Here is a 19,690-nt window from a genome sequence, read left to right as displayed (position 1 = left end):
CGCCGTGAACGCCGACGTGCAGAAACTGGCCGCCGAGAATCCAAGCTGGAAGCGCGACTTTTCCGCTGCCACCCTGCAACGGGGCGAGCGCTACGCCGAGCAGGGGCTGGTGAAGATCCAGTCCCACGGCGACTCGCGCATCGTGGCCAGTTGCCTGGGCAGTGGCGGCAATGTCTACAGCCAACGGATCATCATGACCGCCGGCCCTTCTGGACAGTGCCATGTGCGCGGCAGTTGCTCCTGCCCGGTCGGCCACAACTGCAAGCATTGCGCCGCCGCGCTCTTCACCGTGGCCAACAGCTACCAGGGCGCCCCACCGGCCAGCGATCAACTGCCCCATCATCTGCAACAGTGGCTGCAGGGCCTGGAGCGACCAGAGCCGGCACAGGAAGCCGCGCAAGACAAGCGCGGGCGCATGGTCTGCTATCAACTGCAGCTCGACGAGGACCACAACAGTTGCGTACTGCGTGTGCGCAAAGGTACCCGCGAAGAACACGGCATCCGCTACAGCCGGGTGCAGTCGCTCTACGAACTGCTCTACGAGCCGCCGAAGTACGTCAAGGAAGAAGACCTGCGCATCCTGCGCCAGCTTTGCGCACAGAACGCCCCCTACGGCCAGGAGCGTGGCTACACCCTCAAGGGGCATGAAGGCGGCGAACTGCTGCAGCGGGTGCTGGATACCGGGCGCCTGATGTTCGTCGACGAACTGCCACTGCTGCGCCAGGGCCCTGAGCGCCAGGCGCAGTTCCGCTGGGTGCGCCTGAACAGCGGCGACTACCGGGGCAGGTGGTACAGCGCCGAGCAGCCGCTGGAGTGCATACTGGCGCTGATACCGCTGTTCTATTTCGATATCGAGACCCAACAGATCGGCACCGTCAGCCATGACCTGGACCCGCACACTGCCCTGCAGCTGTCCCTCGCACCCGTTGTACCGGAACACCTCATCGTGCCCCTCAGCCACAAGCTCAACGCCCTCAATCACCAACTGCCAACACCCACCACCGTGCAGCAGGAACAGCTCGAGGGCATCGAAGCGGTGCCCCACCTGGCGCTGGGCAGCCTCGAATTCAGCGCCTACACGCCCAAGACCGGGCGTATGCAACGGCAGATGCAACACCGCGCTGCGCTGTCGTTCGACTACGACGGCCTGCGCGCCAGCGGCGCCGACGACAAGGCGTTGAGCCGCCTGGTCGGCACCACCAGCCAGCGCATACGCCGCCAGCCCCAGGCCGAGCAGGCGCTGCGCAAGGCGTTGCGCGAGCATGGCTTCAAGCCTGCCACCCGCCAGAGCAAGGCCTTGCCCGACAGCGCCGGCGAAATGTACCAGCTGCCCGACGACGAGACCTGGCTGCGCTTCGCCCGCGAGGGCTTGCCACGCCTGCGCGAGGCCGGGTGGATAATCGACACCCACCGCGACTTCGCCTTCAACCTGCACGAGGTCGACGACTGGTACGCCACCATCGACGAGGCGCCGGGGCATGAATGGTTCGACCTGGAGCTGGGTATCGTCGTCGACGGCCAGCGCCACAGCCTGCTGCCGATCGTGCTGCAGCTGCTGCGCGCCAGCCCCGAGCTGCTGCGCCCCAGCGAGCTGGCCCGGCGCAATGACGACGAGCACCTGCTGATCGACCTCAACCGCGCCCGCCACGACAGCCCGGCGCTGCGCGTGGCCCTGCCCTATGGGCGGATCAAGGCCCTGATGGGCACCCTCGGCGAGCTGTACCTGCACGAAGACGCGGTCGGCCCCAGCATGCGCCTGGAGCGCGCCGATGCCGCGCGCCTGAACGATATCGACCAGCTGCCCCTGCACTGGGAAGGCGGTAGCCATGTGCGCGACCTGGGCCGCCGCCTGCGTGACGCCCGCGACCTGCAGGTGGCGCCGCCCAAAGGGCTCAACGCCACCCTGCGCCCCTACCAGCAGCAGGGCTTGAACTGGCTGCAGGCGCTGCGCGAGATGGGCACCGGCGGCATCCTCGGCGACGACATGGGCCTGGGCAAGACCCTGCAGACCCTGGCCCACCTGCTGCTGGAAAAGGAAACCGGGCGCCTGACCCAGCCGGCGCTGGCGGTGATGCCCACCAGCCTGGTACCCAACTGGCTCGACGAAGCCCAGCGCTTTGCCCCCGGCCTGCGCGTGCTGGCCCTGCACGGCCCCGGCCGGGCCAAGCACTTCGCCAAGCTGGCCGACTACGACCTGGTGCTGACCACCTATGCCCTCGCCCCGCGCGACCTCGAGCACCTCAAGGCGCAAGCCTGGCACCTGCTGGTGCTGGACGAGGCGCAGAACATCAAGAGCAGCACCAGCAAGGCCGCCAGCGCCGTGCGCGAGCTGCAGGCCAACCAGCGCCTGTGCCTGACTGGCACGCCGATGGAAAACAACCTCGGCGAACTCTGGTCGATCTTCCACTTCCTGTTGCCCGGCTGGCTCGGTGACAGCAAGCGCTTCAGCCACGACTACCGCACGCCGATCGAGCGCCACGGCGACACCGAGCGCATGGCCCACCTGGCCAGCCGCATCCGCCCGTTCCTGCTGCGCCGCACCAAGGAACAGGTGGCCACCGAACTGCCGCCCAAGACCGAGATGGTCCACTGGGTCGAGCTCAGCGACGCCCAGCGCGATACCTACGAGGCGGTGCGCGTGGCGATGGACAAGAAGGTCCGTGACGAAATCGCCCGCAATGGCGCCGCGCGCAGCCAGATCATCATCCTCGACGCCCTGCTCAAGCTGCGCCAGGTGTGCTGCGACCTGCGCCTGGTCAAGGGCAGCGCCGAGGCCAAGGGCAGCTTCGCCGACAAGGGCAAGCTGGGCAGCCTGCTGGAGATGCTCGAGGAGTTGCTCAGCGAAGGGCGCAAGGTCCTGCTGTTCTCGCAGTTCACCTCGATGCTCGCGCTGATCGAGCCGGAGCTGGAGAAGCGCGGCATCCGCTACAGCCTGCTGACCGGTGACACCCGTGACCGGCGCACCCCGGTGCAGCAGTTCCAGAATGGTGACAGCGACGTGTTCCTGATCAGCCTCAAGGCCGGTGGTACCGGGCTGAACCTGACCGCCGCCGATACCGTGATCCACTACGACCCCTGGTGGAACCCGGCGAGCGAGAACCAGGCCACCGACCGCGCCTACCGCATTGGCCAGGACAAGCCGGTGTTCGTCTTCAAGCTGATCACCCGCGGCACCGTGGAGGAGAAGATCCAGTTATTGCAGCAAGAAAAGGCCGCGTTGGCCGCAAGCCTGCTCGATGGCGGGGAAGCCGGGCAGTGGCGGCTGGGCGACGAGGAAATCGAGGCGCTGTTCGCGCCGCTGCCGGGCAAGCGAAGTAGTAGATAACAGCCCGCGCCCACGCGCCCCAGGGCTTCGTGGGTGCGGGCTTGCCCGGCGATGAGGCGGCCAGGTCAATCGACCAGCTGCGCTTCCTGCAACGCCCCCAGCGCCTCCAGCCAACGCGGCTGCTGGCGGTAATCGGTGCGCGCGAAGCCCTGCCCGCGCATCCGCGCGATCCGCGGCGACGGCTTGACCTTCAGGCGCTGCGCCGCGCTCAACGCCAGCTCCGCCGCCGCCCGGTCGTTGCACACCAGGCCCATGTCGCAGCCCGCGTTCAGCGCCGCCTCGATACGGCTGGCAGCATCCCCCACCACATGGGCGCCGGCCATCGACAGGTCGTCGCTGAAGATCACCCCGTCGAAACCCAGCTCGCCGCGCAGGATGTCCTGCAGCCAGCGCCGCGAGAAGCCGGCGGGCTGGTTGTCCACCTGCGGGTAGATGACATGTGCCGGCATCACCGCTGCCAGCTGCCCGCTGAGGCGGCTGAACGGTACCAGGTCCACGGCGCGCAATTGCTCCAGGCTGCGCTCGTCCACCGGGATCGCCACGTGCGAGTCGGCCTCGGCCCAGCCATGCCCGGGGAAATGCTTGCCACAGGCGGCCATGCCGGCGGCATTCATGCCACGAATGAACGCGCCGGCCAGCTCGGTGGCGCGCTGTGGATCACCCTCGAAGGCGCGGCTGCCGACCACGGCGCTGCGCTGGTGATCGAGGTCCAGCACCGGGGCGAAGCTCAGGTCCAGGCCTGCCGCCAGCACCTCGGTCGCCATCAGCCAGCCGCACTGCTCGGCCAGGTACTCGGCGTTGGCGTTGTCGGCGATCGCGCGCATGGCCGGCAGGCGCACGAAACCCTGGCGCAGGCGCTGCACCCGACCGCCTTCCTGGTCGACCGCCAGGATCAGCTCGGGACGGATGGCGCGGATCGACGCGCACAGCTCGCGCACCTGGCGCGGGCTGTCGATGTTGCGGGCGAAGATGATCAGGCCGGCCACTTCGGGCTGGCGCAGCAGATGGCGGTCTTCGGCGGTCAGCCATTTACCGGCGATATCCACCATCAGGGAGCCTTGCAGGCTGGCAGTCATAGGGAGTCCTTCATTGGAAATCCAGGGCGCACACTGCCATCGGACCGCGTTGGGCCCGATGGTTCAGTGTGGCGGGAAGCGCGCCGGCAGGTCGTGCGGCGCGAGGCATTTCAGGCATGGACGCTAGCTTAGCCGAAGCGCCCTGCCCCGCCCAGTACTCAGACCTTGGCCGGGGCGCTGGTCTTGCTGCGCGGGCGCAGCTGCGCCGAGGCCATGGCCTCGTCGGTGACGCCGCTGTCGGCGCGCATGCCGGCGGCGAGGAACGGTACCATCAGGCGCATCACCTGCTCGATCGAGGTGTTGATGCCGAAATCGGTCTCGGCGATGGCGCGCAGGGCCTTGATGCCAGACATGCTGAATGCCGCCGCGCCGAGCATGAAGTGCACGCGCCAGAACAGCTCCAGTGGCGGGATACGCGGGGCGGCTTCGTTGACCAGCAGCATGTAGCGACGGAACACCTTGCCGTACATGTCTTCGAGGTAACGCCGCAGGTGGCCCTGGCTCTGGCTGAAGGCCAAGCCCAGCAGGCGCATGAAGATCGACAGGTCGTTGTTGCTGCGCGGCTGCACGGCGAGCGCCTGCTCGACCAGCATTTCCAGCAGCTCTTCAAGGCTGGCCTTTTGCTCCGGACGCGCCTGGCGGCGCTCCAGCTCACGCTCCAGGCTGGCGCAGAACGGGCCGAGGAACCGCGAGAAGACCGCCTGGATCAGGGCCTTCTTGGAGCCGAAGTGGTAGTTCACCGCCGCCAGGTTGACCCCGGCCTTGCTGGTGATCAGGCGCAACGAGGTTTCCGCGAACCCGCGCTCCGCGAACAGCTGCTCCGCCGCATCGAGGATGCGCTCTACGGTTTCCGATTGGGCCATGACTACTCCGCCTGACAAACAGTTGTTTGAAACATACGTTTCAAGGCTGTCCCTGTCAAGGTGGGATGACCGGCCGGTCGCCATTTAAATGCGCCAAGCTGCAAGCTGCAAGCGACACGACAGGCCCCGCACTGGCTATTTCTTGCAGCAAGTAGCTTGCAGCGCGCCCGGCACTGTATATAATCCCAGTCACTGTATAAAAAGACAGAGCCCTCGCCCATGCTGAAACTGACGCCACGCCAAGCCGAGATTCTGGCTTTCATCAAACGCTGCCTCGAGGCCAACGGCTTCCCGCCGACCCGCGCCGAGATCGCCCAGGAACTGGGCTTCAAGTCGCCCAATGCCGCCGAGGAGCACCTCAAGGCCCTGGCTCGCAAAGGTGCCATCGAGATGACCCCCGGCGCCTCGCGCGGCATCCGCATCCCTGGCCTGGAGCCGAAGGACGAAGACAGCGGCCTGCCGATCATCGGCCGGGTCGCCGCCGGTGCGCCGATCCTCGCCGAACAGCACATCGAGGAATCCTGCAACATCAACCCGGCGCTCTTCCATCCCCGCGCCGACTACCTGTTGCGCGTACACGGCATGAGCATGAAGGACATCGGCATCTTCGACGGCGACCTGCTCGCCGTGCACACCACCCGTGAAGCCCGCAACGGCCAGGTGGTGGTGGCCCGCATCGGCGATGAAGTGACCGTCAAGCGCTTCAAGCGCGAAGGCAACAAGGTCTGGCTGATCGCCGAAAACCCCGAATTCGCCCCCATCGAAGTCGACCTGAAGGAACAGGAACTGGTGATCGAGGGCTTGAGCGTCGGCGTTCTGCGCCGCTGATCCAGGAGGCGTCATGCAGCCTATCACCCACACGCACACACCTGCCCAGTTGCCGCTGTTCGAGGCCTTCCTCGCCCAGCCGGTGCTGCCGGGGCTCAAGCCCGGCGCCACGCCGCGCAAAAGCAGCCAGCCGGAGCTGTACAGCGAACTGGCCCTGCGCGGCGCCCCGGGGCATTGCCAGAGCCTGCTGGCACCCGTGTTGCGCGAACTCAGCGAAGAAGACGACAGCCGCTGGCTGACCCTGATCGCCCCGCCTGGCAGCCTGACCCAAGCCTGGCTGCGCGACGCGGGCTTGAACCGCGAGCGCATCCTCATCCTGCAGCCCGGCGGCAAGCAAACCCCGCTGCAACTGGCCTGCGAAGCCCTGCGCCTGGGCCACAGCCATACCGTGGTCAGCTGGTTCCCCAGCGTCAGCAGCAGCGCACGCCAGCAACTGCTGCGCGCCGCCGCCCTCGGAAACGCACAAAGCCTGAACATCCGCCTCGGCTGATGTTCAGGCTTTGCCTGTCAAATGCTTGAAATCCGCAGCCACTGACGTGGCGCTTACAGCGACTCAGTGAAGCACACGCGGCCCTTCTTCACGCTCGAAGTCGCCTTCCACCAGGCGCCCCGCCATCTGTACGCCAACGCTAAGCATGGCCTTGGCCACTTCCACATGCTGTCCTTGCAGGAATGCCTTGGCATCCTCTGAGAAATCCAGGGTTACCAGGGAACCTTCATCCTCGGCGCGGCGCAGCTCGATCCGGCCATCAGGCAACTCGACAATTTCTAGAAAGGACGTTGACATATAGGGCCTGCTTTTCACGAAAGGCCGGCATTGTACCAGCCATGGAAGCTGTCAGCACTCACTGAGCGCGTCGCGGAATCGCCTTACCAAGTCCTTGAGGTCCTGCCGCCAGGCCTGCAACGCGTCCCGGGAAAGCGCGACCGGCTCGGGCTCGTCGAGGCTGACGGCCTGGATCAGCGGCTGGGTGACGTCGGTTTTGACGGTTTTCTTCGCGACCGGCGGTCGGAACAAATCGGCATAAGCCGCCAGCAGTTGCGCCAGCCAGGTTTCCCGTTGGCTGACCAGCTCGAGCATTTCGCCTACCTCGGGAATGGCGATGCTGTTGAGTGCTTCCTCGGCCAGGGCCTGCTCGACAGTGGCCGCCACTGGCAAGCGGTAGAAACCCGCGATCTCATGGCACAGGCCCAACAGCGCGCCGTACAGGTGGAACAGCGCCGACTCGCGCTCGGCCTGGATCAGGCCCTGGGCATTCAGCGCCTGGCTCTGTTCGGCCCTGGCCATGGATTCCAGGGCAAGGCCGGCGAAGAACAGTTTCTGGTTGGTGCGGGTGTAGCGTTCCTGGGCCATGTTCGATGACCTCCCATGAGCAGCAAGGCGATACCGCAGTGTCGGGGATTGGCCCGGCCTACCGCAAGCACAAACGCTCGCGGGGCAAGCCCGCCCCCACAAGGCTGGAACAACGCCTGTGCGAGCGGGCTTGCCCCGCGATGAGCGTGAAGCCTGGATCAGCGCTTGTCTTCGACTTTCCAGGTCTTGCCATCGAAGAACGCCTTCCAGCCGGTCGGCTTGCCATCGACCTCGGACTGCACGTACTGCTCCTTGGTCTTGCGGCTGTAGCGGATCACTGCCGGACGACCGTCCGGGTCCTTTTGCGGTGCGTCGCAGAGGAAGTGGTACTTCGGATCGATCTCATGCTTGTGCGGCACGATCTCCAGCACCAACGGCGCCCGGGTCTCACGGTTTTTCGGGAACTGGCTGGCGGCCAGGAACAGCCCCGAGGCACCATCGCGCAGCACGTAGGTGTCATCGACCTTCTCGCACTTGAGCTCGGGCATATCCACCTTGTCCATCTTCGGTGGCGCCGCCTCGCCGCTCTTGAGCAGCTTGCGGGTGTTCTTGCACGCAGGATTGGTACAGCCGAAGAACTTGCCGAAACGGCCGGTCTTGAGCTGCATCTCGCTGCCGCACTTGTCGCACTCCAGGCTCGGCCCTTCGTAGCCCTTGATGCGGTAGTTGCCTTCCTCGATCTCGTAGCCGACGCAGTCCGGGTTGTTACCGCAGATGTGCAGCTTGCGCTTCTCGTCGAGCAGGTAGGCGTCCATCGCCGTGGCACAGATCGGGCAACGGTGCTTGCCACGCAGTACCAGCGATTCCGACTCACCCTCGTCGTCGGCGGCAATCTCGTCGCCCGGCACCAGGTTGACGGTGGCCTTGCAGCGCTCCTTCGGCGGCAGGCTGTAGCCCGAGCAGCCCAGGAACACACCAGTGGACGCGGTGCGGATCATCATCGGCCGGCCGCATTCCTTGCACGCGATATTGGTCAGGGTCGGCTGGTTGGCACGCATGCCGTGTTCGCTGGACTCGGCGGTCAGCAGCTTCTTGCTGAAATCGCCGTAGAACTCGTCGAGGACGTTCTTCCAGTCACGCTCGCCCTGGGCCACATCGTCGAGGTTCTCTTCCATGCCGGCGGTGAAGCCGTAGTCCATCAGGTTGGCGAAGCTCTCCGACAGGCGCTCGGTGACGATATCGCCCATCTTCTCGGAGTAGAAGCGACGGTTGTGCAGCGTCACGTAGCCGCGGTCCTGGATGGTCGAGATGATCGCCGCGTAGGTCGACGGGCGACCGATACCGCGCTTTTCCATCTCCTTGACCAGGCTGGCTTCGGTGAAGCGCGCCGGCGGCTTGGTGAAGTGCTGGCTCGGGTCCAGCTGAATCAGCTTGAGCACCTCGCCCTGGGCCATTTCCGGCAGCACGTCGTCCTCGCCCGGCTTGCTCTGCTGGGGCAGTACACGGGTATAACCGTCAAACTTGAGGATACGGCCCTTGGCGCGCAGCTCGAAGTCGCCGGCCACCACGGTGACGCTGGTCGACAGGTATTGCGCAGGCGGCATCTGGCAGGCCAGGAACTGGCGCCAGATCAGCTCGTACAGGCGCTCGGCGTCACGCTCCATGCCGCTGAGCTTGGTCGGGTGGGTGTTGACGTCGGACGGGCGGATCGCCTCGTGCGCCTCCTGTGCCCCTTCCTTGCTGCCGTAGACGATCGGCGCGGCCGGCAGGTACTGCTTGCCGAATTCGTTCTCGATGTAGCTGCGGGCCATCTCGACCGCGTCGGTCGACAGGTTGGTCGAGTCGGTACGCATATAGGTGATGTAGCCGGCTTCGTACAGGCGCTGGGCCATCATCATGGTCTTCTTCACCCCGTAGCCCAGGCGATTGCTCGCGGCCTGCTGCAGGGTGGAGGTGATGAAGGGTGCCGAAGGCTTGCTGCTGGTCGGCCGGTCTTCGCGCTTGCTGACGCTGTAGCTCGACGACTTGAGCTGCTCCAGCGCGGCCATGGCCTGCGCTTCATTGAGCGGCTTGAAGGCCTCGCCCTGCTGGCGCGCCACCTCGAAACGCACCTTGGCGTTCTTCGCGGTACCCAGGTCGGCATGGACTTCCCAGTATTCTTCCGGGTTGAACGCACGGATCTCGCGCTCACGCTCGACCACCAGCTTCACCGCCACGGATTGCACGCGGCCGGCCGACAGGCCGCGGGCGATCTTGGCCCACAGCAGCGGCGAGACCATGTAGCCCACCACGCGGTCCAGGAAGCGCCGAGCCTGCTGGGCATTGACCCGATCGATATCGAGTTCGCCCGGCTGGGAAAACGCTTCCTGGATGGCTTTCTTGGTGATCTCGTTGAACACCACGCGCTTGTAGCGGCTGTCGTCACCCCCGATGGCTTCGCGCAGGTGCCAGGCAATGGCTTCCCCCTCGCGATCCAAGTCGGTTGCGAGATAGATGGTGTCGGCATCCTTGGCCAGGCGGCGCAGTTCGTCGATCACCTTTTCCTTGCCAGGAAGGATCTCGTACTTGGCCTTCCAGCCGGCCTCAGGGTCGACGCCCATGCGCGCAACCAGGGTACGCCGGGCCTTTTCCTTCGGCGACAAGGCCGGGGCCTCGGCCGCCGCCTTGCCACGCTTGGCCGCCGGTTCCTTGCTCGCACTGGCGGAACCGCTGGTGGGAAGGTCTCGGATATGGCCGATACTCGACTTCACCACGTACTGGCTGCCCAGGTACTTGTTGATGGTCTTGGCCTTGGCCGGGGATTCCACAATGACCAGCGATTTGCCCATGGATCGGAGTATTCCTGAATCTGAAGATGAAAAACGCGTCAGGTGCCAGACGCGGCACCGCTATATATAGTGGCAAAAGAGTGAGGTCAAGCGCGGTCTATCACTCGTGCGCCTTGCCATGCCGCTCAGGCAAGCCTTCTTCGGCCTTGACCAAAGCAAAGCGTGGCACCTGCTCGCCGTCAACCTCGACGGACTCCTGGAACATCGAAAGCGGCCTGACCCAGAAGCTGTAATCACCATACAGGCACTGGTAGAACACCATCCACTCTTCGCTCTCGGAATGGCGCGCCGCGCTGAACACGCGATACTCAGGGCCTTTGTAATGCCGGTACACACCAGGTTGTATCTGCATCTCGCTCGCCCTCTTGAACAAATCCTGTAAAAAACAAAAACCGGGGCACGAGGCCCCGGCTGCTGTCCCGCAACGCGATCAGACGCGTTCGAAGACAGTGGTGATGCCTTGGCCCAGGCCGACACACATGGTGGCAACGCCCAGGGTACCGCCATTTTGCTTCATGACGTTGAGCAGGGTGCCGGAAATCCGCGCACCAGAGCAACCGAACGGGTGGCCCAGGGCGATGGCGCCGCCGTGCAGGTTAACCTTCTCATCCATCTTGTCGAGCACTTTCAAGTCCTTGAGCACCGGCAGGGCCTGTGCAGCAAAGGCTTCGTTGAGCTCGAAGAAGTCGATGTCAGCGATGCTCAAGCCCGCGCGCTTGAGGGCTTTCTGCGTGGCTGGCACCGGGCCGTAGCCCATGATCGCCGGGTCGACACCCGCCACGGCCATCGAACGGATCACCGCCAACGGCTGGATCCCCAGGTCCATGGCGCGCTGGCCGGACATGACGATCATGCACGAAGCACCGTCGGTGATCTGCGACGACGTACCGGCAGTGACGGTACCGCCTTTGGGGTTGAACGCCGGCTTCAGCGACGCCAGGCCCTCAAGGGTGGTTTCCGGGCGAATGGTCTCGTCGTAGTCGAAGACCTTCAGGAAGCCGTTCTCGTCGTAGCCCTGGATCGGGATGATTTCGTCCTTGAATTTGCCTTCGACCGTCGCCTTGTGGGCAAGCTGGTGCGAACGCAGGCCGAACAGATCCTGTTGTTCACGGGTGATGCCGTGCATCTTGCCGAGCATCTCGGCGGTGAGGCCCATCATCCCGGAAGCCTTGGCGGCGTGCAAGGACAGGTGCGGGTTGGGGTCGACGCCATGCATCATGCTGACGTGGCCCATGTGCTCCACGCCACCGACCACGAACACATCGCCGTTGCCGGTCATGATCGCCTGGGCGGCGGTGTGCAGCGCGCTCATCGACGAGCCGCACAGGCGGCTGACGGTCTGCGCCGCGGCGGTGTGCGGGATCTGGGTCATCAGCGAGGCCATGCGCGCGACGTTCCAGCCCTGCTCCAGGGTCTGGTTGACGCAGCCCCAGATCACGTCCTCGACCTCTTTTGGGTCGACCTTGTCGTTGCGCTCCAGCAGCTTGCTGATCAGGTGCGCGGACAGGTCCTCGGCACGGGTGTTGCGGTGCATGCCACCCTTGGAGCGGCCCATCGGCGTGCGACCGAAGTCGACAATCACCACGTCTCTTGGATTCAGGCTCATATCAGTATTCTCGCTCTAGCTCGTTGGGCGCTCAGTTGAAGAAGCGCTGGCCGTTCTTGGCCATTTCGCGCAGCTTCGCAGTGGGGTGGTACAGCGGCCCCAGGTCGGCGTACTTGTCGGCCAGTGCGACGAACTCGGCGACCCCGATCGCATCGATGTAGCGCAGCGCGCCACCGCGGAAGGGAGGGAAGCCGATGCCGTAGACCAGGCCCATGTCGGCTTCGGCGGCGGTGGCGACGATGCCGTCTTCCAGGCAGCGCACGGTCTCCAGGCACAGCGGGATCATCATCCAGTTGATGATGTCTTCGTCGCTGACTTCACGCTGTTCGAAGACGATCGGCTTGAGCACGTCGAGCACCGTGGCGTCGGCGACCTTCTTCGGCTTGCCGCGCTTGTCGGTCTCGTAGGCATAGAAGCCCTTGCCGTTCTTCTGGCCCAGGCGATTGGCCTCGTACAGGGCGTCGACGGCCGAGCGACGGTCGTCCTTCATGCGGTCCGGGAAGCCTTCAGCCATCACGTCGCGGCCATGGTGGCCGGTGTCGATGCCGACCACGTCCATCAGGTAGGCCGGGCCCATTGGCCAGCCGAACTTCTCCATGACCTTGTCGATGCGCACGAAGTCGACACCCGCGCTGACCAGCTTGGCGAAGCCGCCGAAGTACGGGAACAGCACACGGTTGACCAAGAAGCCCGGGCAGTCGTTGACCACGATCGGGTTCTTGCCCATTTTCTTGGCGTAGGCCACGGTGGTGGCGACCGCCACGTCACTGGACTTCTCGCCACGAATCACTTCCACCAGCGGCATCATGTGCACTGGGTTGAAGAAGTGCATGCCGACGAAGTTTTCCGGGCGCTTGAGCGCCTTGGCCAGCAGGTTGATGGAGATGGTCGAGGTGTTGGAGGCGAGGATGGCGTCATCCTTAACCTGCCCTTCCACCTCGGCCAGCACCGCCTGCTTGACCTTCGGGTTCTCGACCACGGCTTCGACGACGATGTCGACATTGGCGAAGTCGCCGTAGGACAGGGTCGGACGGATGGCATTGAGTGCCTCGGCCATTTTCGCCGGAGTCAGGCGACCCTTCTCGACGCGCTTGCCGAGCAGCTTGGAGGCTTCGTTCAGGCCCAGCTGGATGGCATCCTCGCGGATGTCCTTCATCAGGATCGGGGTGCCCTTGACTGCCGACTGGTAGGCGATGCCGCCACCCATGATGCCGGCGCCGAGCACGGCGGCCTGCTTCACGTCGTGGGCGATCTCGTCATGGGCCTTGGCCTTGCGCTTGAGCTCCTGGTCATTGAGGAACAGGCCGATCAGGCTTTCGGCGACCGAGGTCTTGGCCAGTTTGGCGAAGCCGGCGGCCTCGACTTCCAGGGCCTTGTCGCGGCCGAAGTTGGCGGCTTTCTGGATGCTCTTGATGGCTTCTACCGGGGCCGGGTAGTTCGGGCCGGCCTGGCCGGCGACGAAGCCCTTGGCGGTCTCGAAGGCCATCATCTGCTCGATGGCATTGAGCTTGAGTTTTTCCAGCTTCGGCTGGCGCTTGGCCTTGTAGTCCAGCTCGCCGCTGATGGCGCGCTTGACCAGGTCCAGGGCACCGGCCTGGAGCAGCTCGGGGGTGACCACGGCATCGACGGCGCCGACCTTCAGGGCGTCTTCGGCGCGGTTTTCCTTGCCCGAGGCGATCCATTCGATGGCGTTGTCCGAACCGATCAGGCGCGGCAGGCGCACGGTGCCGCCAAAGCCTGGGTAGATGCCCAGCTTGACTTCCGGCAGGCCGATCTTGGCAGTGCTGGACATGACCCGGTAGTCGGCGGCCAGGCACATCTCCAGGCCGCCACCCAGGGCGATACCGTTGATGGCGACGACGGTCGGCACCTGCAGGTCTTCGAAGTCACTGAAAATGCGGTTGGCTTCCAGGTTGCCGGCGACCAGTTCGGCCTCGGGCAGCTTGAAGTTGTCGACGAACTCGGTGATGTCGGCGCCGACGATGAACACGTCCTTGCCACTGCTGACGATCACGCCCTTGACCGACGCATCGGCCTTGATCGCGTCCACTGCCTGGCGCAGCTCGTTCAGAGTGAGGCGGTTGAACTTGTTGACGGACTCACCCTTGAGGTCGAACTTCAGTTCGACGATGCCGCTTTCAAGAGCCTTAACCGTGATGGCTTTACCTTCGTAAATCATCAACTGATCTCCACGATATGGAAGCTGAACTGTACACGCCGATCACTGGCGGAAGGGGCCGGTAGGTCCGATCCCCTCCCCCAGGCACACCCGCCGGCGCGCTAATCGGGATTCGTAAGAGCCGTCTGACATACAAACGCTCAATTCATACGCCCGTTTGATTTGGGTGTGCACACATTCTCCGAAAAGATCGACGTTGTCAAATGCTCCCGCGCACCTTGAAAACGCGACTTTCCAGTCATCTTCTACCCGCCGGGCAGGAAACATGATGACAGTGATTGCCGATCATTCATGTCAGCGATCGACCATCGGCGAACGACGGCGGCTGCAATTATTTAAACGCACCGGACGCTGCTGGCTACACTGCCTGTGATTGCAAGTGTTTCCGGCCTGCCTGGCCTTTTTCTGCGCAGCAGAACGCACCGCGCCGCGCCAAAGCTGTTCAGCTCTGGCGCGGCGCGGTGCGTTTACGGGTGGGTCAGGCGAGGCTGTCGAAGAACCGGGCAATATCCTGCAAAACAGATTTATCGCCCCGCTCGCTCCAGTACAGGACGATCATGCGGCTGTCGGCCTCGACCTTGTACACCGTGGCGGGCAACTGGGCGAAGACTTCGGCCAGGCGCGCGTCCTCGCACGGTTCGCGCCACTGGTTCCACCACACACCCGGGGTGATCTGCCAGTAGCACCAGCTGTCCGCGTGCCCGCGGCGGCGCGCCCGGTGGTACTGCGGGCAAGGGCTTGGCGGCTCGTTTTCCAGCCAGTGCGGCCACTGCTGCGGCGCCAGTTGCATGGCCAGGCCCATGCGCCGCGCTTCAAGGCGCAGGCTCATCTGCTCGCCCTGCTTGCGCGACTGGCGCAGCCAGGCAAGCGGGCTGAGCATCACCGCAAGGATTGACACCACCAGCCATACCGTCATATCTGTAGACCTTATAAAGCGTTGCAAATGAGCGGGTTATCCAGGTTTCACCAACGCCCCGCACGAAAGCGACCATACTTCTACTATCGCGATTGTCAGGAGTACTCACATGTCCTACGAACATCTTCTGGTCGCTGTCGACCTGACCGAAGAATGCGACCCGGTGATCAAGCGCGCCATGAAGCTCGCCGAACCCACCGGCGCCAAGGTTTCCCTGGTGCATATCGTCGAGCCCATGGCCATGGCCTTCGGCGGCGACGTGCCAATGGACCTGTCGCAGTTGCAGCAGCAACAGTTCGACCAGGCCAAGGAACGCATGGAGCGCCTGTTCAACAAGTATCCGGACATCAAGAAAGGCGACTCGCACCTGGTCTACGGCCAGCCGCGCCAGGAAATCCACCAACTGGCCAAGGACCAGAAGTGCGACCTGATCGTGGTCGGCAGCCATGGCCGCCATGGCCTGGCCCTGCTGCTGGGCTCCACCGCCAACGACGTGCTGCACGGCGCGCCTTGCGATGTGCTGGCAGTACGCCTTCTGAAGAAAGAATAAGCTTCACCGGCAAGCCGGCTCCTGCACAAACCTCGCAGGAGCCGGCTTGCCGGCGAACGGGCTAAAAGCATTACTCAGCCTTCGAGCTCAGCCCAGCGCTCCACCAGCGCATCCAGCTCACCCTGCAGCTTCTCGAGCCTGGCCAGCACCGCCGAGGTTTCGGCAATCGGCCGCTGATAGAAATCGGCAGCGCTCACTTCTTCCTGCACCTCGGCCATGCGCTGCTCCACCTCGTCGATCTGCCCTGGCAGCATTTCCAGCTCACGCTGCAACTTGTAGCTGAGCTTCTTCTTCGACGCCTCGGGCGCCGCGGCAACCGCGGCCGGCGCAACCGGCTCGGCCACCTTCTCGACCACCGCGCTGTTGAGCTCGGACTTGCCGCCCTTGCTCTCGGTCACGCCCAGCAGCTTGGGCGAACCACCCTGGCGGATCCAGTCCTCGTAGCCACCGACATATTCACGCACGCGCCCTTCGCCTTCGAACACCAGGGTGCTGGTGACCACGTTGTCGAGGAAGGCCCGGTCGTGGCTGACCATCAGCACGGTGCCCTTGTAGTTGGCCAGCACCTCTTCGAGCAGCTCGAGGGTCTCGACATCCAGGTCGTTGGTCGGTTCGTCCAGCACCAGCAGGTTGGCCGGCTTGCTGAACAGCTTGGCCAGCAGCAGGCGCGCGCGCTCGCCACCGGACAGCGCCTTGACCGGGGTACGGGCACGCTGCGGGCTGAATAGGAAATCGCCGAGGTAGCTGAGCACGTGGCGGTTCTGGCCATCGATCTCGATGAAGTCGCGCCCTTCGGCGAGGTTGTCGATGACGGTCTTTTCCAGGTCGAGCTGGTGGCGCATCTGGTCGAAATACGCCACTTCCAGCTTGGTACCGCGCTCGACCTTGCCGCTGGTCGGCTCCAGGTCGCCGAGCATCAGCTTGAGCAAGGTGGTCTTGCCGGTGCCGTTGGCGCCGAGCAGGCCAATGCGATCCTGGCGCTGCAGCACCATGGAGAAGTCCTTGACCAGTTTCGGCCCGCCGGCATGGGCGAAGCTGACATCCTCGAGCAGCATCACCTGCTTGCCCGACTTGTCCGCCACCTCGATCTGGATATTGGCCTTGCCCTGGCGCTCACGGCGCTCGCCGCGCTCGACGCGCAGCGCCTTGAGCGCGCGCACGCGGCCTTCGTTGCGGGTGCGCCGGGCCTTGATGCCCTGGCGGATCCACACCTCCTCCTGGGCCAGGCGCTTGTCGAACAGCGCATTGGCGGTGGCCTCGGCGGCGAGCTCGGCCTCCTTGTGCACCAGGAAGCTGGCGTAGTCGCCGTTCCAGTCGATCAGCCCACCACGGTCCAGTTCGAGGATGCGCGTGGCCAGGTTCTGCAGGAAGGAACGGTCGTGGGTGATGAACAGCACGGCGCCGTTGAAACCGCTCAGGGCCTCTTCGAGCCAGGCGATGGCACCGATGTCCAGGTGGTTGGTTGGCTCGTCGAGCAGCAAAAGGTCGGGCTCGGAGACCAGCGCCTGGGCCAGCAGCACCCGGCGGCGCCAGCCACCGGACAGCTCGGCAAGGGTCTTGTCGGCCGGCAGTTGCAGGCGGCTCAGGGTGCTCTCGACCACCTGCTGCAAACGCCAGCCGTCACGGGCCTCCAGCTCGTGCTGGACATGCATGAGCTTGTCCAGGTCTTCATCGCCGTGGATGTTCTGGCTCAGGTGGTGGTATTGCGCCAGCAGCTCGCCGACGCCGTCCAGGCCCGCGGCCACCACGTCGAACACCGAGCGCTCGTCGGCTACCGGCAGTTCCTGCGGCAACTCGCCGATCTTCAGCCCTGGGGCACGCCAGATATCGCCGTCGTCAGGCTTCTGCTCGCCCTTGACCAGGCGCAGCATGCTCGACTTGCCCGTGCCGTTGCGGCCGATGATGCACACCCGCTCGCCTCGGGCGATCTGCCAGGAAACCTTGTCCAGCAGCGGCATGGCGCCGAATGCGAGGGACACATCGCTTAATTTGAGCAGGGTCATGATCTTCTCCAAAAACCGGGCGCGCATTCTACCTGACTTGCCCCGCCACGGCATCAGCGACACGTTTCCCACTGCCCGGCGTCGGATAACAACTCGATACAAGCACAGTGCTTTCACCGCTCCCCGGCAACCGGCTAAGCTAGGCAGTAATACCCAACAGTGCTGGCTCCGCCGTCACTCTCACTGGTTCAACTGCCCGGACGTATCATGCGCAGCCGCCTGTTACAACTTGCTTCCGCCCTGCTGCTCACCGCCACCGCCGCGAGTGCCGCACAGGCCGCCGACCTCAGCCAACAACGCCAGTACTACGACGAGGCCAAGCGCGCCCTGGCCAAGGGCGACAAGGGCCCGTACCTGCGCTACGCCCAGGCGCTGCGCGACTACCCGCTGACGCCGTACCTGACCTACGACGAACTGACCGCGCGCCTGAAAAGCGCCAGCAACCAGGAGATCGAAGGCTTCCTCGCCGCCCATGGCGACCTGCCCCAGGCCAACTGGATGAAGCTGCGCTGGCTGCGCTGGCTGGCCGAGCGCGGCGAATGGAACACCTTCGCCAAGTACTATGACGCCAAGCTGAACTTCACCGAACTGGACTGCCTCAACGGCCAGTACCAGCTCAGCCACGGCCTGCGCGCCGAAGGCTTCGCCACGGCGGAAAAACTGTGGAACGTCGGCAAGTCGCAGCCCACCGCCTGCGACACCCTGTTCGCCCTGTGGGCCGCCGAAGGCCAGCTGACCGAGGCCAAGCGCTGGCAGCGCGCCAAACTGGCGGCCCAGGCGCGCAACTACGGCCTGGCCAACAACCTGGTGAAAACCCTCACCACCCTCGGCCCGCAAGGCAAGCTGCTGCTCGACGTGGCGCAAAAGCCAGAGCTGCTCAACCAGCCCTCGCGCTTCACCCCGGTCAACGAGGCCATGTCGGACGTGGTCAGCCTTGGCTTGCGCCGCCTGGCCCGGCAAAACCCCGAACAGGCCATGGCACTGCTCGACGACTACGCCCAGCGCATGCACTTCTCCCGCGACGAGAAAGTCGCCATCGCCCGCGAGATCGGCCTGACCCTGGCCCGCCGCTACGACCCGCGCGCCCTCGAGCTGATGACCCGCTACGACCCCGAGCTGCGCGACAACACCGTCAGCGAATGGCGCATGCGCCTGCTGCTGCGCCTGGGCCGCTGGGAAGACGCCTACGAGCTGACCAAGCGCCTGCCCCAGGACCTGGCCAGCAGCAACCGCTGGAAATACTGGCAGGCGCGCAGCCTGGAACTGGCGCAACCGAACAACCCGCAAATTCCGCTGCTGTACAAGACCGTGGCCCGCGAACGCGACTTCTACGGCTTCCTCGCCGCCGACCGGGCGCAAACCCCTTACCAGCTGAACAACAAGCCGCTGGTGCTGAGCCAGGCGGTGATCAACAAGGTGCGCAACACCCCCGGCGTGCGTCGCGCCCTGGAGTTCCATGCCCGCGGCCAGATCGTCGAGGGCCGCCGCGAGTGGTACCACGTCAGCCGCCACTTCAACCGTGACGAGATGGTCGCCCAGGCGCGCCTGGCCTATGACATGCGCTGGTACTTCCCGGCCATTCGCACCATCAGCCAGGCGCAGTACTGGGACGACCTGGATATCCGTTTCCCCATGGCCCACCGCGACACCCTGGTGCGCGAGGCCAAGGTTCGTGGCCTGCATTCGAGCTGGGTATTCGCCATTACCCGCCAGGAGAGCGCCTTCATGGAGGATGCCCGCTCCAGCGTCGGTGCCAGCGGCCTGATGCAGCTGATGCCGGGCACCGCCAAGGAGACCGCGCGCAAGTTCAGCATCCCGTTGGCCTCACCGGCACAGGTGCTCAACCCGGACAAGAACATCCAGCTCGGCGCCGCCTACCTGAGCCAGGTGCACAGCCAGTTCAACGGCAACCGGGTACTGGCCTCGGCGGCCTACAACGCCGGCCCAGGCCGTGTGCGCCAGTGGCTCAAGGGCGCCAAGCACCTGAGCTTCGATGTGTGGGTGGAGTCGATTCCGTTCGACGAGACTCGCCAGTACGTGCAGAACGTGCTGTCGTATTCGGTCATCTATGGACAGAAGCTCAATTCACCGCAACCGCTGGTGGATTGGCATGAGCGGTATTTCGACGATATGTGATCGTTCGCCGCAGGCGCTGTAGCGCCGATCAGATCGAGCGCCGCGCGGGCGGCGCTCGATCTTGAGAGCACGGCAAGACTATCGCC

General features: G+C 64.8%; 15 protein-coding genes. 5 read left to right on the top strand and 10 right to left on the bottom strand.

Going from position 1 to position 19,690, the window contains the following annotated elements; translation table 11 throughout:
- Positions 1 to 4 precede the first annotated feature (4 nt).
- Positions 5 to 3,325, top strand: a complete 3,321-nt coding sequence (locus KSS95_RS11400; RefSeq protein ID WP_217853740.1) for a DEAD/DEAH box helicase — start codon at positions 5 to 7, stop codon at positions 3,323 to 3,325.
- A 65-nt stretch (positions 3,326 to 3,390) separates the two neighbouring features.
- Here the strand turns inward: KSS95_RS11400 and nagZ are convergent, their stop codons facing one another.
- Both nagZ and KSS95_RS11390 read right to left on the bottom strand, forming a co-directional pair.
- Positions 3,391 to 4,389: a beta-N-acetylhexosaminidase gene (gene nagZ / locus KSS95_RS11395; protein ID WP_217853964.1), complete on the bottom strand. Its 999-nt coding sequence runs from the start codon at positions 4,387 to 4,389 to the stop codon at positions 3,391 to 3,393.
- A gap of 170 nt (positions 4,390 to 4,559) precedes the next feature.
- Positions 4,560 to 5,264, bottom strand: a complete 705-nt coding sequence (locus tag KSS95_RS11390) for a TetR/AcrR family transcriptional regulator (protein ID WP_186659823.1) — start codon at positions 5,262 to 5,264, stop codon at positions 4,560 to 4,562.
- 219 nt (positions 5,265 to 5,483) lie between these two features.
- On the opposite strand from KSS95_RS11390, the gene lexA reads away from it, so the two are divergent.
- Together lexA and sulA are read left to right on the top strand one after the other, a co-directional pair.
- Positions 5,484 to 6,092 (top strand): transcriptional repressor LexA, encoded by a 609-nt coding sequence (gene lexA, locus KSS95_RS11385; protein WP_217853739.1) that lies wholly within the window; start codon positions 5,484 to 5,486, stop codon positions 6,090 to 6,092.
- A gap of 13 nt (positions 6,093 to 6,105) precedes the next feature.
- A complete protein-coding gene (sulA, locus tag KSS95_RS11380; protein WP_217853738.1) occupies positions 6,106 to 6,582 on the top strand; it encodes an SOS-induced cell division inhibitor SulA in 477 nt (158 codons plus the stop codon).
- A 63-nt stretch (positions 6,583 to 6,645) separates the two neighbouring features.
- Here the strand turns inward: sulA and KSS95_RS11375 are convergent, their stop codons facing one another.
- From KSS95_RS11375 to KSS95_RS11345, 7 genes are all read right to left on the bottom strand, one after another.
- Positions 6,646 to 6,879, bottom strand: a complete 234-nt coding sequence (locus KSS95_RS11375) for a hypothetical protein (RefSeq protein ID WP_023630868.1) — start codon at positions 6,877 to 6,879, stop codon at positions 6,646 to 6,648.
- Positions 6,880 to 6,930: 51 nt separating this feature from the next.
- Positions 6,931 to 7,446: a DUF6586 family protein gene (locus tag KSS95_RS11370; protein ID WP_217853737.1), complete on the bottom strand. Its 516-nt coding sequence runs from the start codon at positions 7,444 to 7,446 to the stop codon at positions 6,931 to 6,933.
- A 158-nt stretch (positions 7,447 to 7,604) separates the two neighbouring features.
- Positions 7,605 to 10,214, bottom strand: coding sequence for a type I DNA topoisomerase (gene topA / locus KSS95_RS11365; RefSeq protein WP_217853736.1), 2,610 nt, complete (start codon positions 10,212 to 10,214; stop codon positions 7,605 to 7,607).
- A gap of 100 nt (positions 10,215 to 10,314) precedes the next feature.
- Positions 10,315 to 10,566, bottom strand: coding sequence for a DUF1653 domain-containing protein (locus KSS95_RS11360; protein WP_217853735.1), 252 nt, complete (start codon positions 10,564 to 10,566; stop codon positions 10,315 to 10,317).
- 78 nt (positions 10,567 to 10,644) lie between these two features.
- Positions 10,645 to 11,820 (bottom strand): acetyl-CoA C-acyltransferase FadA, encoded by a 1,176-nt coding sequence (gene fadA / locus KSS95_RS11355; protein WP_217853734.1) that lies wholly within the window; start codon positions 11,818 to 11,820, stop codon positions 10,645 to 10,647.
- A 31-nt stretch (positions 11,821 to 11,851) separates the two neighbouring features.
- Positions 11,852 to 13,999, bottom strand: coding sequence for a fatty acid oxidation complex subunit alpha FadB (gene fadB, locus KSS95_RS11350; RefSeq protein WP_217853733.1), 2,148 nt, complete (start codon positions 13,997 to 13,999; stop codon positions 11,852 to 11,854).
- Between the two features lie 478 nt (positions 14,000 to 14,477).
- Entirely contained in the window at positions 14,478 to 14,915 is a 438-nt protein-coding gene (locus KSS95_RS11345) for a hypothetical protein (RefSeq protein ID WP_217853732.1), read from the bottom strand.
- 109 nt (positions 14,916 to 15,024) lie between these two features.
- On the opposite strand from KSS95_RS11345, the gene KSS95_RS11340 reads away from it, so the two are divergent.
- Positions 15,025 to 15,465: a universal stress protein gene (locus tag KSS95_RS11340; protein WP_217853731.1), complete on the top strand. Its 441-nt coding sequence runs from the start codon at positions 15,025 to 15,027 to the stop codon at positions 15,463 to 15,465.
- A 74-nt stretch (positions 15,466 to 15,539) separates the two neighbouring features.
- Here KSS95_RS11340 and KSS95_RS11335 read toward each other — a convergent pair whose 3' ends face one another.
- Positions 15,540 to 17,468 (bottom strand): ATP-binding cassette domain-containing protein, encoded by a 1,929-nt coding sequence (locus KSS95_RS11335; protein WP_217853730.1) that lies wholly within the window; start codon positions 17,466 to 17,468, stop codon positions 15,540 to 15,542.
- Between the two features lie 207 nt (positions 17,469 to 17,675).
- On the opposite strand from KSS95_RS11335, the gene KSS95_RS11330 reads away from it, so the two are divergent.
- Positions 17,676 to 19,604: a transglycosylase SLT domain-containing protein gene (locus KSS95_RS11330; protein WP_217853729.1), complete on the top strand. Its 1,929-nt coding sequence runs from the start codon at positions 17,676 to 17,678 to the stop codon at positions 19,602 to 19,604.
- Positions 19,605 to 19,690: the final 86 nt, after the last annotated feature.

Origin of the sequence: Pseudomonas muyukensis (genome assembly GCF_019139535.1) — a bacterium.
GTDB classification, from domain to species: domain Bacteria; phylum Pseudomonadota; class Gammaproteobacteria; order Pseudomonadales; family Pseudomonadaceae; genus Aquipseudomonas; species Aquipseudomonas muyukensis.
This window is presented reverse-complemented; position numbering and strand designations above follow the sequence as displayed.

What these genes read in the sequence shown, in the direction of transcription:
- KSS95_RS11390 (WP_186659823.1), bottom strand. Translation starts at nt 5,264, where the DNA reads ATGGCCCAATCGGAAACCGTAGAGCGCATCCTCGATGCGGCGGAGCAG.
- lexA (WP_217853739.1), top strand. Translation starts at nt 5,484, where the DNA reads ATGCTGAAACTGACGCCACGCCAAGCCGAGATTCTGGCTTTCATCAAA.
- sulA (WP_217853738.1), top strand. Translation starts at nt 6,106, where the DNA reads ATGCAGCCTATCACCCACACGCACACACCTGCCCAGTTGCCGCTGTTC.
- KSS95_RS11375 (WP_023630868.1), bottom strand. Translation starts at nt 6,879, where the DNA reads ATGTCAACGTCCTTTCTAGAAATTGTCGAGTTGCCTGATGGCCGGATC.
- KSS95_RS11370 (WP_217853737.1), bottom strand. Translation starts at nt 7,446, where the DNA reads ATGGCCCAGGAACGCTACACCCGCACCAACCAGAAACTGTTCTTCGCC.
- topA (WP_217853736.1), bottom strand. Translation starts at nt 10,214, where the DNA reads ATGGGCAAATCGCTGGTCATTGTGGAATCCCCGGCCAAGGCCAAGACC.
- KSS95_RS11360 (WP_217853735.1), bottom strand. Translation starts at nt 10,566, where the DNA reads ATGCAGATACAACCTGGTGTGTACCGGCATTACAAAGGCCCTGAGTAT.
- fadA (WP_217853734.1), bottom strand. Translation starts at nt 11,820, where the DNA reads ATGAGCCTGAATCCAAGAGACGTGGTGATTGTCGACTTCGGTCGCACG.
- fadB (WP_217853733.1), bottom strand. Translation starts at nt 13,999, where the DNA reads ATGATTTACGAAGGTAAAGCCATCACGGTTAAGGCTCTTGAAAGCGGC.
- KSS95_RS11345 (WP_217853732.1), bottom strand. Translation starts at nt 14,915, where the DNA reads ATGACGGTATGGCTGGTGGTGTCAATCCTTGCGGTGATGCTCAGCCCG.
- KSS95_RS11340 (WP_217853731.1), top strand. Translation starts at nt 15,025, where the DNA reads ATGTCCTACGAACATCTTCTGGTCGCTGTCGACCTGACCGAAGAATGC.
- KSS95_RS11335 (WP_217853730.1), bottom strand. Translation starts at nt 17,468, where the DNA reads ATGACCCTGCTCAAATTAAGCGATGTGTCCCTCGCATTCGGCGCCATG.
- KSS95_RS11330 (WP_217853729.1), top strand. Translation starts at nt 17,676, where the DNA reads ATGCGCAGCCGCCTGTTACAACTTGCTTCCGCCCTGCTGCTCACCGCC.